The organism is Thermopolyspora sp. NPDC052614, from assembly GCF_040678635.1.
Taxonomy (GTDB): Bacteria; Actinomycetota; Actinomycetes; order Streptosporangiales; family Streptosporangiaceae; genus Thermopolyspora.
The window spans coordinates 427615-441145 of record NZ_JBFATZ010000002.1 but is presented as its reverse complement, the minus strand read 5'-3'; the positions used below and the strand labels follow the sequence as shown (position 1 = coordinate 441145).

Below are 13531 nucleotides of genomic sequence, written 5' to 3'. Positions count from 1 at the left end.
CGTCAGCCGCTCGCCGTACGGCTGTAGTCGGGCACCTCGACGACGACGTTCGTGGACTTGATCACGGCGACCGCCACCACTCCGACCTCGAGCCCGAGTTCGTCGGCGGCCTGACGGCTCATCAGCGACACCACCCGGTACGGCCCGGCGGCGATCTCCACCTGCGCCATGACCGCGTCCTTGATCACCTCGGTCACGATGCCCCGGATGCGGTTACGCGCCGACGACTGCCCGGAGCCGGTGTCGGAAGCGGTCTGAGCACGCGCGAACGCCGCCAGATCGGCGCCTTTCAACACGCGGTGGCCGTGCTCGTCACGCTGGGCGGCGAGCCGCCCGCCGTCCACCCACCTCCGGACGGTATCGGGGCTGACGCCGAGCAACGCGGCCGCCTCGCTGATCCGAAACGTCGTCACGGTCCCTCACCCTACCGCTGACCCGGACTGTGAGAGGTGAGCCCCGAACCCGCCTACGCTTCCTGATGTGGCGACACCCTTCCGGCTTGGCGAGATCCTGGGGGACGTCCCGGCGCCTCAAGGCTCCTGGCGGCAGAACGCGGTCTACGCGTCCCCGGCGGCGCTGCGCGCCCATGCGGCGGCCCCTGAGCTGATCGCACGGGTACGCGCCGTCCCCGGCGTACGGGCGGTGGAGATCGCGCCCAACGGACTGATGCTGATAACCGTCACCACTCCCGGCGAGATCGTCCGAGAGATCATCGACGAGACCGACGGCCATCGCCCGGCACCGGCCACCGGAATATCCGATCGGCCCGACACCGCGGCCAGGTGGCCCGACCTGCCGCGGACGTGGGACAACCCCGGATTCGTCGTGCGATACGCGCATGCGCGGGCGGTAGCCGTACAGCGGTGGGCCCGAGACCTCGGTCTCCCCGCCACGTCCGCCTTCAACCCCGCCCTCCTGACCGCCCCCCACGACCGCGCCGCCCTCCGCGTCCTGGCCGAATGGCCGAGCAGATCCCTCCGCCCCACCCGCGACCCCGCCCCCTACCTAAATCGCCTGGCCACCGCCTACCACGACGCCCACGAGAACGCCCCAGCCATCCCCACAGGGGACGATCCCTTCACCGACCTCCACATCGCCCGCCTCCGACTCGCCCAGGCCGTCCAGACCGTGCTCGCCACGGCCCTGACCGCCCTGGGAGAACCCCCACCGGCCAGAATCTGACCGCCCTCCGAGAGCGTCGCTGCCCGAGGCAAGACCGCCTGCACCCGGTGGACCGTCGATCTCCTCGACCGCGGCCCGCGCACGCAGACACCGCGCCTCGGCCCCTGACCGCGCCTAAACCGAGGGGGTCACCGAGCGATAGGCGGCCGGCGTCGCGTCATGGCCATTCGACGCGTGCCAGATAGACCTCACGCTGGTGGTCCTGTACGACGTAGGTGGCGAGGCCGCGTTCGCCGAAGGCGTGGGTGAGCATGCTCGATCTGGGATTGGCCGGATTGTAGGGTTCCCCACTCCACGGCGCGGTCTCCAGCAAGGTGAACAGCTCCGCGAGGGGCCGAAGCGCTTCGCCGGGCAGAGCCGCGATCTGTTCTTCGGCGACCGGATCGATGATGAGTGTGTACATCTACACGTCAAGACCACGCGCGGCGAGGATCTCGCGCCACGGCCTGCCGCTGGGGACGGGTTCACCGGCCATGACCTGCTCGGCACGGGCGTGCATCATCCGACGGCCCTCGGGGTCCTTCACCGAGTCGCAGGCGGAGATCCACCAGCGGTGCACGAACGCGTTCAGCACCCCGAGGTCGAGACTGACCCTGACCTCGTCGAGTACGGCCTTAAGCCCGGCGTCGAAGGCCTCCCGATCCTGGGGGACCACCAGTGCGGCGCGTATGGCTCGCAGGTTCTTGTCCGGCATCGGCATGTCGGCGGACGCGAAATCCTGCGGTTGCGCGGTCATGCGTAACTCCCTTCCCCATCTGAAGAGTACAGAGGAGAGCCGACATCTTCGCCGGAGAACGGTGGGAATGCATGGCGGCGGTCAGCGGGTGGCGTGGGGAAGTTGGGAGCGGGCCGCGCGGCGGGCGGGGATGAGGGCGACCAGCAGGGCGGCGCCGATGGCGGTGAGGGCGGATAGGGCGAGGGTGGGCAGGGGCGGGGTGCGGCCGATGCCGGAGCCGACGCCGCTGGCGGCGCCCTGCAGGTCGATGAGCCAGGCGGACAGGGAGGCGCCGGCCGCCGTGCCGGTGAGGACGCCGAGGGTGACCAGCAGGCCGGTGGCGGTGACGAGGGTGGCGGTGACCTGGCGGGGGGTGAGGCCCATGGCCTTGAGGACGGCGAGGTCGAAGGCGTGGTCGCGCAGGCCGAGGGCGCTGGCGGTGAGCAGGTTGGCCAGGCCGATCAGGGCGAGGACGGCGACCAGGGCGACGATGATGACGCGGATGATCGCCAGGCGGTCGGCGGGGTTGACCGGCTGGGAGACCTCCAGGCCGACCGCCTGGAGGCGGGCGCGGACGTCGGCGGGGTCGGCGCCGTCGCGCAGCACCAGGCTGTAGAAGGGGATGGGGACGGCGTCCTTGGCGGCGAGGCTGTCGATGCCGAAGGAGAGCACCTCGCCGTCCTGCTCGGGCTCGATGACGCGGCCGACGATCAGGACGATGAGGGGGGTGCCGCCGATGGTGACGCGGACGCGGTCGCCGATGTGGGCGTCCATCAGGTCGAGCAGGCCCTGACCGGCCACGGCCTCGCCGCGCTCGCGGAACAGGCGTCCCTCGACGACGTGGAACGGGTACGGGTCGCTGGAGGTGCCGAGGGCGCGGGCGCGCACCGTGCGGGTCTGGCCGGGGACGAGGGTGTCCACCTCGGCGCCCGGGTAGGCCGCCGCCACGTCGGGGTCGTCGAGCGCCCGTCGCCGTACGTCGTTGGCGGGCACGGAGCCGGGGCGGACGGTGAGCGCGGCGGCCTGGCCGACCCGCTCGGGGTGGTCGCGGAAGTCGTCCAGGGTCGCCCAGCAGCCCAGCCCGATGCTGATCATCATCATGGGTACGGCGAGGCCGAACGTCGTCAGCGCGGCGGGCGCCCGGTGGGTGAAGGCGTCGCGGGCGCCGAGCACCAGGGCGGGCGGGAGCCGTACCAGCAGGGCGAGCCTGGCCAGCCGCGACAGTTTGCCGCGCGGGGGCGCGGCGGGGGCCGCGGGGATGGGCGGGGTCCTGCCGCCGCGCCAGGCGGGCAGCCCGACCGCGACCAGCACCGTGAGCGCGGTGCCCCCGGCGATGGCGGCGAGCGGGCCGAGCGACAGCGGCACCACCACCAGGTCCTGCAGCGCGTACACGGTGACCGCCCAGCCGCCGGCGACGCCGAGCAGCACGCCGGTGAGCCCGAGCGCGCCGTGCTCGATCAGCAGCGTGCGGGTGACCTGGCCGCGGGTGAAGCCGAGCGATTTCAGCGTGGCGATGTCGCGGAGCTGGGTGAGCACCCGGCCGCCGACCGCGTTGGCGATCGCCAGCGCCGCCGCGACCAGCCCCACCGTGCCGAACAGCGCGAGCAGCACGCCGAGCAGCCGGTTGTCCAGCTCCATCGACGCCCGCACCTCGCGCCAGGTGGACACGCGCTGCACCTGGCCGCCGAGCGTGGTGACGGTGCGCTGCACCGTCAGATCGGTCAGCTCGGGGTCGGACAGCCGCAGCCCGGTGACCGACTCGCTGCGCGCGGTCTTGGGCTCGACCGTCAGCAGGGTCTCGCGCAGCGTCCAGGCGAGCCCCGGCGTCCACTCGGGGTAGAAGCCCTGGTCGCCGCTCTCCGCCAGCCCCACGACGATCAGGTTGTGGGTCACGCCGTCGAGTCCGGTGACGGTGAACGCGCTGCCCGGCCGGAGCCCGGCCGCCTTGGCGAACGACCGCTCGACCACGACCCCTTCGGGGTCGCGGGGGTCCAGCCAGCGTCCCTCGTACAGGGTCGGCCGCCCCACCCGGGGCAGCGCGGCGGGCATCTCCTGCAAGGTGACCGGCGTCTTCTTGCCGCTCTGCACCAGGGTGCCCGGCGCGCTCCGGTACGGCCCCGCCACGTCGGTGACCCCGTCGAGGGCGCGCAACACGGCGGGGTCGGGCGGCTGCACGGTGTGGATCCACACGTGCGCCCCGTTGCCCCGGGTGAACAGCCCGCGCCAGGGGTTGGTCCCGTCCTCCAGCAGCGTCGCCCCGGTGATCAGCGCCATGACGATGCCCGCCACCGCGAGCACGGTGAGCGCCGCCTGGCCTCGCCGGGCTCGCAGGTCGGCCCGGATCCATCGCCCGGCGGCCCCCATCAGGACGCCTCCGGACGGGTCGTGGCGCGTACCGGGGGCGGAGCGAGCGGAGGAGCAGGCAGGAAGCGGACGGACAGGAACCGCACCCGCCAGGAGCAGGTCGTCAGGAATCGGGCGGACCGGAAGCGGACCGGTGGGCGCCGGAGGGGCCGGGCCGCGAGCGCGCTCGGTGGGACCACGGGTGCCGCGGTGCCGTACATCGCCGGAATCAGCCCCGCAGCTCGATCACGTCGCCGGTCGTGCCGCCGCGGGGACGGCGGCGGGCGGGCGCCACGTCGGCGTCGTCGACGATCTGGCCGTCGAGGAGGCTGATCACGCGGTCGGCCATGCCGGCGACGCGGGCGTCGTGGGTGACCAGGGCGATCGTCTGGCCCTTGGCGTGCACCCGGCCGAGCAGGCGCAGCACGTCGCGGGTGTTGCGGCTGTCGAGGTTGCCGGTGGGCTCGTCGGCGAGCAGCAGCCGGGGTTGGTTGGCCAGGGCGCGGGCGAGGGCGACGCGTTGCTGCTCGCCGCCGGACAGGTGGCCGGGGGCGGCGTCGGCCCGGTCGGTGAGGTTGAGGGCGTCGAGCAGTTCCTCGCGGCGGGCGCGGGCCTCCTTGGCGGAGGCGCCGGTGAGCAGCGCGGGCAACTCGACGTTGTCGGCCACCGTCATGTTGGCGACCAGGTTGAAGAACTGGAAGACGAAGCCGACCTTTTTGCGGCGCAGCACGGCCCAGGCGCTCTCGGAGAGGGTGTCCACGCGCCTGCCGTCGAGCCAGATCTCCCCGTTGGTGCGGGCGTCGAGGCCGCCGAGCATGTGGATCAGGGTGGATTTGCCGGATCCGGACGGCCCCATGATCGCGACGAACTCGCCCTCCTCGATCTGGAGGTCCACCCCCCGCACCGCGGGCACCGGCACACCGCCGTTCTGGTAGATCTTCTCAAGGTTGACGGTGCGCACCACGGGAGCCAGTGGGGGGGTCATCGGCGTCACCGCTCCTTCCGTTCACCGGCCGGTCGTGCTCCTGGTCCTAACCGGTCATGCCAAATCTTCCTGGCAACGCTCCAGCCAGTCGAGGTCTGCCTGCAAATGCAGCATCGCGCCCTCGATGAGCAGGTGGGCGACTCGGTTGTCCGGATCGGTGCCGTCGGCGAGACGGTTCAGGTCGCGCATGAGGCTCAGATAGTGGCGGCGCTGGCGGTTGATCAGCATCATGCGGTCGGCGATGCCCGTCATCGGGGCCAGGATGAGCTTCATGAAGAACTCGTCGCGGACCCGGGGCCCCTCCGTCGGCGAGTCGACCCACTCCTCCAGGGCCTCGGAGCCCTTGGCGGTCAGATAGTAGACCTTCTTGTTGGGCCGGTTGCTCTGCTCGACGTCCACGGCGCGTACCAGGCCGTCCTTCTCCAGGCGTCCGAGCGTCACGTAGATCTGCCCGATGTTCGGGGAGGGATAGGCCTGGCCGAAGGTCTGTTCAAGCGCCTGTTTCAACTCGTACCCGTGGGCAGGTTCCTTCTTCAGGAGCGCCAGCAGATGGAGCCGCACCCCACCTCCCTCGGGTGTGTCCGCGTTACCGGAGCGTTACGTAATTGTCTGTTGACGCCCACATTAGCGCTATGCATAACATGCATGCACTTACCTAACACGTATGTAACCGTGATTTAGCCCGGAGGACACGTGTCCCGACTGGTTCCCCTCCTGCTGGCGGCGGTGCTGCTGCTGGCCGGTTGCGGGGGGCCGCCGGACGACGCGGACGCGCCCGGCCTCGCCGCGGCGGCCGGCGGCCCGATGACCTTCGTCGTCGGCAAGGACACCACCTCCTACTTCCAGCCCCTGCTCGACCGGTGGAACCGCGCGCACCCGGACGAGTGGGTCAAGATGCTGGAGCTGCCCGAGGCGGCCGACGAGCAGCGCGCCCAGATGGTCGCCAACCTCCAGGCCAGGAACGAGCGCTTCGACATCCTCGCCCTCGACACCATCTGGACCGCGGAGTTCGCCGAGGCGGGCTGGATCACGCCGCTCGACGCCAGCATGTTCCCGCTGGGCGAGTTCTTCCCCGGGGCGGTCAAGACCGCGATGTACAAGGGCAAGCTGTACGCGGTGCCGTACTCGACCAACGCGGGCCTGCTCTACTACCGCAAGGACATCCTCGACAAGGAGGGCCTCAAGCCGCCGACGACCTGGGCGGAGCTGCGCGAGCAGGCGTCCCGGCTCAGCCGCGAGCACCACATCGGCGGCTACGCCGGCCAGTTCCTGCCGTACGAGGGGCTGACCGTCAACTACCTGGAGGCGGTCCAGTCGGCCGGCGGCGAGCTGCTCAACGCCGACGGCACCACGGCCACCGTGGACGCCGCCGCGCAGAAGGCGCTGGACTTCATGGTGACCGGGCTGCGCGAGGGCTGGATCCCGCAGGAGGCGCTCTCCTACAAGGAGGAGGAGTCCCGCCTCGCCTTCCAGCAGGGACGGCTGCTGTTCGCCCGCAACTGGCCCTACGCGTACGGCCCGGCGGAGGACTCCCCCATGAAGGGCAAGTTCGCCGTGGCCCCGATGCCGGGCGCGGACGGGCCGGCGATCAGCACGCTCGGCGGCTACAACCTTGCGGTCAACTCCTCCTCCAAGCGGCAGAAGTCGGCCCTGGAGTTCATCCGCTACTTCACCGGGCCGGACATCCAGCGACTGGTGCTCACCGAGGGCTCGTTCGCCCCGGTGTGGTCCCGGTTCTACGACGACCCGGCCCTGATCAAGGACTTTCCGTATCTGCCCGTGCTCAAGGACACCATCCTGCGGGCCCGGCCCCGCCCGGTGAACGCCAACTACAACCAGATCAGCCTGGTGATCGCCGGCAACGTCTCGGACGCCCTGGCGTTCCGAAGATCGGTTCCGGAGACCATGACGCGGCTGCGGCAGCAGCTCGCCCAGACGGTTCGAACACCCTAGAGGCAGGCGACCCCTGCCTTCCCACCTCACATCAACGCAACAGATCAATGCTCGGGGGCAGAAAGCAGGAGGTAAGTCATGCGCAGACTGCCAGCGGCGGTCGCCATCCTCGCACTCGCGGGCGTCGCGGCCTGTAGCGGCGGCGGCGGCGGAGCCGAGTCGGCCGGAGGCCAGCCGTCAGCGAGCGGCAGCGCCTCGGCGGCGGGCAAGACCCTGGAGGGCGTGACCATCGAGGTCGCGGCCAAGTGGACCGGCGAGGAGCAGGAGAACTTCCAAAAGGTCCTGGACGCCTTCCAGGCCAAGACCGGCGCGAAGGTGACCTATGCCTCCACCGGTGAGGACACCGGCGCCTACCTCGGCCCCCGCATCCAGGGCGGCAACCCGCCGGACATCGCCATCCTGCCGCAGCCGGGCCTGGTCAAGCAGTACGCCGACCAGAACGCGCTCAAGCCGCTGTCGGCGGCCGTCCAGACGCAGATCGACCAGAACTACACGCCGTACTGGAAGGAGCTCGGCTCCGCCAACGGCCAGGTGTACGGCGTGCTGGTGAAGGCCGCGCACAAGTCGATCATCTGGTACCGGCAGAGCGCCTTCGACGAGGCCGGTGCGACCCCGCCGGCGAGCTGGGACGACCTGATCGGCAAGACCGCCCAGACGCTCGCCGACGCCGGCACCCCGCCGTTCTCGCTGTGCGGCGCCTCCGGCTGGACGCTCACCGACCTGTTCGAGAACATCTACCTGTCGACCGCGGGCCCGGAGAACTACGACAAGCTGGCCAAGCACGAGATCAAGTGGACCGACCCGACGGTCAAGACGGCCATGGAGAAGATGGTCCAGATCTTCGGCAAGAACGAGTTCATGCTCAGCGGCTCCTCCGGCGCGCTGCAGACCGACTTCCCCACCTGCGTCACCCAGGTGTACGGCCAGAAGAAGGCCGGCATGGTGATCGAGGCCGACTTCGTGGCCGCCTCGGCCACCCAGTCCGGCGCCAAGATCGGCGAAGAGGCGAAGATCTTCCCGTTCCCGAAGGCCGGTGACACCGCGCCGGTCGTGCTCGGCGGCGACATCGCGGTGGCGATGAAGGACTCCGAGGGCGCGATGGCGCTGCTGGAGTACCTCGCCTCGGCCGAGGGCGGCACGGTGTGGGCCAAGACGCCCGGCTACCTGTCGCCGAACCGCAACGTCTCCCCCGACAACTACCCCAGCGACCTGACCCGCCAGCTCGCGCAGACCATCATCTCCGCCGGTGAGGCGGTCCGGTACGACATGTCCGACCTCGCGCCGAGCGCCTTCGGCGGCACCGACGGCAAGGGCGAGTGGAAGGGCCTGCAGGACCTGCTGCGCAACCCCTCCGACATCGACGGCATTCAGAAGAAGCTCGAAGCCGACGCCGAGAAGGCCTGGGACCAGTAAAGGGGCGAGGCCGTGACCGATCGGTTGAACGGCCCGCGGACGCCGGACGGCGGCGACGAGCCCGTCGCCGCCGGCGTCTCCACCGGACCGAAACGCGAAGAATCCGGCCCCGGCGCCGCCGCCCGGGCCGACCGTGACCAGTCCACCGCCGCCCCCCGGCTCGCCGCGGTCGGGGCGGCGGCCCCCGGGGCCACGCCGCGGACCGCCTCGAACTCTTCGGACGCGCCGGGGAAGGGCGGGCCGGATCGGCTCGGCCCGTCCCCCGCGGTGGCCGTGTGGTTCCTGCTGCCCGCGCTCATCCTGCTCGGCGCCTGGGTGGTCTATCCCATCATCTACTCGATCTGGCGCAGCCTGTTCGACGCGAGCGGCAACTCCTTCGTGGGCCTGGGCAACTACGGGTCGATCTTCACCGACCCCGCGACGCTCACCACGATCCGCAACAACCTGATCTGGGTGGTGGTGGCGCCGTCCCTCGTCACCCTGCTCGGCCTGATCTTCGCGGTGCTCTCCGAGCGCATCCGCTGGGTGACGGCGTTCAAGCTGGTGCTGTTCATGCCGATGGCGGTGTCGTTCCTGGCCTCGGGCGTCATCTTCCGGCTGGTCTACGACGCCGACCCGGACAAGGGCGTGGCCAACGCGGTCATCACCACGGTGCGGGACGTGTTCGCCTCCAACACCGGCTACCCCGGCGCCCGCCCGCGCGAGAACGACGCCTCGCCGGACGCGGCGCAGAACGGCGCGGTGGTGACCAAGCAGCCGGCCCAGCCGGGCCAGACCGTGCTGCTGCCGCTGGTGGGCCTGCGCCCCGACGCGGTGGCCGACGCGGCTCCGGCGACGGCGGCGACGGCGACGCCCGGCTCGCTCACCGGCACCGTCTGGCTGGACTTCACCCAGGGCGGCGGGGGCGCCCCCAACCAGGTCGACGGCACCGAGAAGGGCCTGGAGGGCATCACCGTGGAGGCCGTGTCCGACGGCCAGGTCCGGGCCACCACGACGACCGCCGCCGACGGCACCTTCAGCTTCGCCAACCTCCCGGCGGGCTCCTACACGGTACGGCTGCCGCAGGACAACTTCTCCGCGCCGTTCAACGGGCTCCAGTGGCTCGGCCCGACACTGATCACGCCGGCGATCATCGGGGCGTACATCTGGGTGTACGCCGGATTCGCGATGGTGCTGATCGCGGCGGGCCTGTCGGCGATCCCGCGCGACGCGCTGGAGGCGGCCCGCATCGACGGGGCGACCGAGTGGCAGGTGTTCCGCCGAATCACCGTGCCGCTGCTGTCGCCGGTGCTGCTGGTGGTCTTCGTCACGATGATCATCAATGTGCTCAAGGTGTTCGACCTGGTGTTCGTCATCGCGCCCGGGTCGGTGCAGCCGCAGGCGAACGTGATCGCGCTGGAGATGTGGCGCGTGTCGTTCGGCGGCGGCAACAACCAGGGCCTGGGCAGCGCCCTGGCCATCTTCCTCCTGGTGCTGGTGCTGCCGTTCATGTTCTTCAACATCCGCCGGTTCAGGAGGGATAACCAATGAGCACGTCTCTCCGGATGAGGGAGGCCGCATGACCACCGCCACGCTCACCCGGGCCGGTGGCTCCACGGCCACCGGCGCCCCCCGGCGCGGCTTCGCCGGCCGCCTCGCCGACCGGTTCGGCGGCGGCGTGCTGCAGGTCGGGCTCGTCCTGCTGGCCCTGTTCTGGCTGATTCCGACGCTCGGCCTGCTGGTGGTGTCGCTGCGGAACGAGGAGGCCAACAACGCCAGCGGCTGGTGGCACATCTTCACCGCCCCGGCCGAGCTGACCCTCAGCAACTACAGCAACCTGCTGGCGACCGGGTTCACCTCGTCGTTCTGGAACACCGTGTTCATCACGGTGCCCTCGACGATCCTGGTGATCACGATCGCGGCGCTGGCGGCGTACGCCTTCGCCTGGATCGATTTCCCCGGGCGGGACGCGCTCTTCCTGATCGTGGTGGCGCTGCTGGTGGTGCCGATCCAGATCGCGCTGATCCCGATCGCCCGCCTGTACGGCGCGCTCAACATCTTCGGGTCGATTCCGGGCGTGGTGTTGTTCCACGTCGCGTTCGGCCTGCCGTTCGCCATCTTCCTGCTGCGCAACTTCTTCGTCGGCATTCCGAAGTCGCTGCTGGAGGCGGCGCGCATGGACGGCGCGAGCGAGTGGCGGATCTTCACCACCGTGGTGTTCCCGCTCGCCAAGCCGGCGGTGGCGTCGCTCGGCATCTTCCAGTTCCTCTGGGTGTGGAACGACCTGCTCGTCGCGCTGGTGTTCGCCGACACCGCCAACCAGCCGATGACCAAGGCGCTCCAGTCCCAGATGCGACAGTTCGGGACCAACGTGGACATCCTCGCCCCGGGGTCGTTCCTCTCGGTGATCGTCCCCTTGATCCTGTTCTTCGCCTTCCAGCGCTACTTCGTCCAGGGCCTGCTGGCCGGATCGGTCAAGTGACCCGGGACGGGTAGGCGAAGCCTTCGGTGCCCGCCTCACGGGGGCAGACGGGCACCGGAGGCCTTTCCCCCGCACCACAAGCCCCCGATCTGCGGGCCGCCGTCCTCTCCTGCCCGGGACGGCGGTCCGCGCCTTTCCCGTAGGGGCGGCCGGATCGCGGCCGACCCGCCGAGACGTATGGATCTTGCCGGGGCGGGATGGGGCATAGCGGCCCTTACTGTCGGAGGGCGCGGGTAGAGTGATCCGCCATGTCAGGTCGTCCGTTGAACGAAGTCGTCGAAGCAGGCTGGGCCCAGGCGCTGGAGCCCGTCGCGGATCAGATCAAGGCGCTCGGAGACTTCCTCCGGCAGGAGATCGCCGAGGGCAGGTCCTACCTTCCCGCGGGGGAGAACGTCCTGCGCGCCTTCAAGCAGCCCTTCGACGAGGTGAAGGTGCTCATCGTCGGGCAGGACCCCTACCCGACCCCCGGCCACGCCATCGGCCTGAGCTTCTCGGTCGCGCCCGACGTGCGGCCGCTCCCCGGCAGCCTGGTCAACATCTACAAGGAGTACATGACGGACCTCGGCTATCCGCGCCCGGCCAACGGCGACCTGACCCCGTGGACCGAGCAGGGCGTCCTCCTGCTCAACCGGGTCCTCACCGTACGTCCCGGCAAGCCCGCCTCGCACCGGGGCAAGGGCTGGGAGGCGGTGACCGAGCAGGCGATCCGGGCCCTGGTGGCGCGCGGCAAGCCGATGGTCGCGATCCTGTGGGGCCGCGACGCCCGCAACCTCAAGCCGATGCTGGACCCGGTGCCGTGCGTGGAGTCCGCGCACCCGAGCCCGATGTCGGCCGCGAACGGCTTCTTCGGCTCCCGGCCCTTCAGCCGGGCGAACCAATTGCTGGAGCGGCAGGGCGTCGCCCCCATCGAATGGAAGCTCCCCTAACCTGGGCCCTGAAGCCGCAGACAGGGAGTAACGCATGATCGTCGCCTTTTCCGTGACGCCCCTCGGGGTGGGCGAGGGAGTCGCCGAGCCGGTGGCCCGAGCGGTCAAGGTGGTCCGCGACAGCGGCCTGCCGAACCGCACCGACCCCATGTTCACCACCCTCGAAGGCGACTGGGACGAGGTCATGGACGTCGTCAAACGCGCCGTCGAAGCCGTCGCCGAGGTGGCCCCCCGCGTCAGCCTGGTCCTCAAGGCCGACCTGCGCCAGGGCGTCACCGACGGCATGACCGCCAAACTCGAATCCCTGGAGAGCCACCTCTCCTGACCCGCCACCCCCGCCCGCCCGCTGGCCTGGAGCACGACACGAACCGCCGGTGGCAGGCGGGGCCGTGGCTAATTTGCACCAGGGGTGACGGCGGCCCGGCGCGCGTGGCCGCGGGCGCGCGAGATGAGCCGGAATCTCTCGAGGTCGCTGGAGGGACGTGACGTAGGGGACCGGCTGCGCCTCCCCGCGGCCCTTTCTCCGGCGGGGCGGTCGGCGCTTTGCGGGGGATCCGGGATCAGGAACTAAGGAGCTCTTCCCTGCGGGCGAGCAGGGTGCTGCGCCGGCGGGCGAGGTCGTCGCGGCGGGCGGCGATGTGGTGGAGGGTGGCGTCGGTCCAGCGGGCCACCTCGGACACGGCCTCGGCGGTTCGGTTGATCTTCTGATGACGGACGGCGTCGACGATGATGTTGTCGAAGAAGGCGTCGGCGAACCAGCGGGTGTCGACCTGGGGCAGGCGGGGGTCGGCCTGGATGCCGATGTCGACGAGTTCCCTGCTGAAGGCGTCCAGGGCGCGCTGGGCGTGCCAGGCCGCCTGGTCGGCCTCGCGCAGATGGCCGTGCTCGACCATGTCGGCGAAGCCACCGCCGCCGAGCAGGTCCCAGGTCGACGCGCTGCGGGCGCCGCCGAGGCTGCGCAAGACCTGTGCCACGGCCCCGGCCGCGGCGACGCCGGCGCTGTGGGCCTCCTCGTGCTCGCGCAGGTTGGCGTCGGCGTCGGCGAGCGCACGGGCGATCTCGGCGAGTTCCCGGGCGCGCGGGTCCGCGGAGTCGAGCAGGGCGCGCTCCCTGCGGGCGAGCGCCTCGTCGAACTCCCGCTGAGCGCCGTCGAGTTCGGACAGGCCCTCGATGACGGTCCGCAGATCGGACAACAGCCATTCCAGGCGGGTGCGCTGGCCGTCGAGGCGCAGCCGCACCGCCTCGGCCTCGGCCCGCTCGCGGGCAAGCTTCTCCTCCTTGGTGCCGGTGAGCGAGGCGAGGAACGCGCCGAACCTGTGCTCCAGCCTTGAGACGTCCTTCTCCTCCTTGGCGAGCTCGGCCTCAAGCTCGGTCAGCAGCGAGCGCACCTGTTCGATCTGCGTGTCCAGCGTCGCGCGCTCTCTGGTGAGCCGCTCCAGGCGGCGCACGCGCTCCCGGGCCACGCGTACCTCGTCGTTCGCCGCGCTCGCGGCGTCGGACTGGCCGGTGCCCGCTTCATTGCCGTCGATAGAGGTCATGCATGCATTGACGTG

Annotated in this window: 14 protein-coding genes; 7 read left to right on the top strand and 7 right to left on the bottom strand. The window is 70.9% G+C overall.

What is annotated here, in order from left to right; translation table 11 throughout:
* Window positions 1-2: 2 nt before the first annotated feature.
* Complete coding sequence (locus AB0K60_RS05460; RefSeq protein ID WP_364048887.1) at window positions 3-413, bottom strand: helix-turn-helix transcriptional regulator; 411 nt, start codon at window positions 411-413, stop codon at window positions 3-5.
* Between the two features lie 67 nt (window positions 414-480).
* On the opposite strand from AB0K60_RS05460, the gene AB0K60_RS05455 reads away from it, so the two are divergent.
* Entirely contained in the window at window positions 481-1182 is a 702-nt protein-coding gene (locus AB0K60_RS05455) for a DALR anticodon-binding domain-containing protein (RefSeq protein ID WP_364048885.1), read from the top strand.
* A 157-nt stretch (window positions 1183-1339) separates the two neighbouring features.
* Here the strand turns inward: AB0K60_RS05455 and AB0K60_RS05450 are convergent, their stop codons facing one another.
* From AB0K60_RS05450 to AB0K60_RS05430, 5 genes are all read right to left on the bottom strand, one after another.
* The gene (locus AB0K60_RS05450; protein WP_364048883.1) at window positions 1340-1585 is read right to left on the bottom strand and encodes a hypothetical protein; all 246 of its coding nucleotides are present in this window, start codon (window positions 1583-1585) and stop codon (window positions 1340-1342) included.
* Window positions 1586-1918 carry a DUF6247 family protein gene (locus tag AB0K60_RS05445; RefSeq protein ID WP_364048881.1) on the bottom strand — a complete coding sequence of 111 codons (333 nt, stop codon included), beginning with the start codon at window positions 1916-1918 and terminating at the stop codon, window positions 1586-1588. It abuts the gene before it with no gap.
* Window positions 1919-1999: 81 nt separating this feature from the next.
* Window positions 2000-4261 carry an FtsX-like permease family protein gene (locus tag AB0K60_RS05440; RefSeq protein WP_364048879.1) on the bottom strand — a complete coding sequence of 754 codons (2262 nt, stop codon included), beginning with the start codon at window positions 4259-4261 and terminating at the stop codon, window positions 2000-2002.
* Window positions 4262-4469: 208 nt separating this feature from the next.
* Window positions 4470-5225 (bottom strand): ABC transporter ATP-binding protein, encoded by a 756-nt coding sequence (locus AB0K60_RS05435; RefSeq protein ID WP_364048877.1) that lies wholly within the window; start codon window positions 5223-5225, stop codon window positions 4470-4472.
* A gap of 54 nt (window positions 5226-5279) precedes the next feature.
* Window positions 5280-5786: a PadR family transcriptional regulator gene (locus AB0K60_RS05430; protein WP_364048875.1), complete on the bottom strand. Its 507-nt coding sequence runs from the start codon at window positions 5784-5786 to the stop codon at window positions 5280-5282.
* 132 nt (window positions 5787-5918) lie between these two features.
* Here AB0K60_RS05430 and AB0K60_RS05425 point away from each other — a divergent pair, with 132 nt between their 5' ends.
* From AB0K60_RS05425 to AB0K60_RS05400, 6 genes are all read left to right on the top strand, one after another.
* Window positions 5919-7178 carry an ABC transporter substrate-binding protein gene (locus AB0K60_RS05425; RefSeq protein WP_364048873.1) on the top strand — a complete coding sequence of 420 codons (1260 nt, stop codon included), beginning with the start codon at window positions 5919-5921 and terminating at the stop codon, window positions 7176-7178.
* A 78-nt stretch (window positions 7179-7256) separates the two neighbouring features.
* Window positions 7257-8591 (top strand): ABC transporter substrate-binding protein, encoded by a 1335-nt coding sequence (locus AB0K60_RS05420; RefSeq protein WP_364048871.1) that lies wholly within the window; start codon window positions 7257-7259, stop codon window positions 8589-8591.
* 267 nt (window positions 8592-8858) lie between these two features.
* On the top strand, window positions 8859-10121 hold the full coding sequence (locus AB0K60_RS05415) for an ABC transporter permease subunit (protein WP_364049289.1): 1263 nt from the start codon (window positions 8859-8861) through the stop codon (window positions 10119-10121).
* A 28-nt stretch (window positions 10122-10149) separates the two neighbouring features.
* A complete protein-coding gene (locus AB0K60_RS05410) occupies window positions 10150-11052 on the top strand; it encodes a carbohydrate ABC transporter permease (RefSeq protein WP_364048869.1) in 903 nt (300 codons plus the stop codon).
* A 248-nt stretch (window positions 11053-11300) separates the two neighbouring features.
* On the top strand, window positions 11301-11978 hold the full coding sequence (locus AB0K60_RS05405; protein ID WP_364048867.1) for a uracil-DNA glycosylase: 678 nt from the start codon (window positions 11301-11303) through the stop codon (window positions 11976-11978).
* Window positions 11979-12012: 34 nt separating this feature from the next.
* Window positions 12013-12303, top strand: coding sequence for an MTH1187 family thiamine-binding protein (locus AB0K60_RS05400; protein WP_364048865.1), 291 nt, complete (start codon window positions 12013-12015; stop codon window positions 12301-12303).
* A 235-nt stretch (window positions 12304-12538) separates the two neighbouring features.
* On the opposite strand, the gene AB0K60_RS05395 is transcribed toward AB0K60_RS05400, so the two are convergent.
* Window positions 12539-13516: a hypothetical protein gene (locus AB0K60_RS05395; RefSeq protein WP_364048863.1), complete on the bottom strand. Its 978-nt coding sequence runs from the start codon at window positions 13514-13516 to the stop codon at window positions 12539-12541.
* Between the last annotated feature and the right edge of the window lie 15 nt (window positions 13517-13531).